Origin of the sequence: Elstera litoralis (assembly GCF_000963705.1) — a bacterium.
GTDB classification, from domain to species: Bacteria; Pseudomonadota; Alphaproteobacteria; order Elsterales; family Elsteraceae; genus Elstera; species Elstera litoralis.
The window spans coordinates 1-778 of the sequence record NZ_LAJY01000800.1; the positions used below are offsets into that span (position 1 = coordinate 1).

3 protein-coding genes are annotated in these 778 nt (G+C 49.1%); all 3 read left to right on the top strand.

Features of this window, described 5'->3' with window-relative positions; all coding sequences use genetic code 11:
• Nucleotides 1-207 (top strand): PIN domain-containing protein (locus VZ95_RS27645; RefSeq protein ID WP_045777406.1); only part of this gene is annotated, 207 nt, incomplete at its 5' end.
• Nucleotides 204-434: a hypothetical protein gene (locus VZ95_RS19865; protein WP_045777407.1), complete on the top strand. Its 231-nt coding sequence runs from the start codon at nucleotides 204-206 to the stop codon at nucleotides 432-434. The genes VZ95_RS27645 and VZ95_RS19865, both read left to right, overlap by 4 nt.
• Nucleotides 435-514: 80 nt before the next feature.
• The coding region (locus VZ95_RS24580) for a DUF6602 domain-containing protein (RefSeq protein ID WP_198148432.1) at nucleotides 515-778 on the top strand (264 nt) is incomplete at its 3' end.

The following is a 778-nucleotide window of genomic DNA, read 5'->3' on the forward strand; positions in this document are numbered from 1 at the left end:
GTCGATGAGGTGGTAATATGGTTTTTGACCCGGCCATCAACGAAAGACGCCGGTGACGATATGGTTCTAGAAGCTGCCGTGAACGGTCGTGCGGATGCGATTGTAACGGAGAATATCGCTGATTTTGGCGATGGGGCTTTGAGGTACGGCATTCGGGTTTTGAAGCCGGGTGAAGCGCTTCAGCAGGTGAGGGGAATGACGCGATGACGGCTCTTCATATTACCGATACAGCTACTGTTCGGAAGGCTGAGGCCATTGCGAAGATGCGCGGTATCCCGGCTGAACAGGCATTGAGTGAGATGGTATCCGCAGCTTACGAAGCGCAGACCTATTTCGCTGACAGAGCGCGTCGGGGAGACCCGGAGAAGGCTCTTGCGATACTGGCTCGGCTTGGGGTGGGGAATGAGCCGGATGAAGGGGATGAGTTGCCGTGAGACCAGCATTAAGAAAAAAATGATTTATATGAACACCACATCTTTGAAATAAAGATGTTCAAATATTTTAAGGGGGCGGTATGTCCAAAGAAAATAAACACGATTTGCACGTTTTTATGGATCAAATAACAGAAGAAATGATGTCTGAATACAATAGGATATATGCTAAAGCTGCTGCGGATCCTGGCACCGCTGGTGATGAAGGTGAGGAAAATTGGGCAACTTTATTTAGAGATTGGCTACCGCCTGCCTACCAAGTCCGAACGAAAGGACGGTTGATAAACCCTGACGGTTCAATGTCACCCCAGGTTGACGTAGTGATTCTAAAACCTTCCTATCCGCAG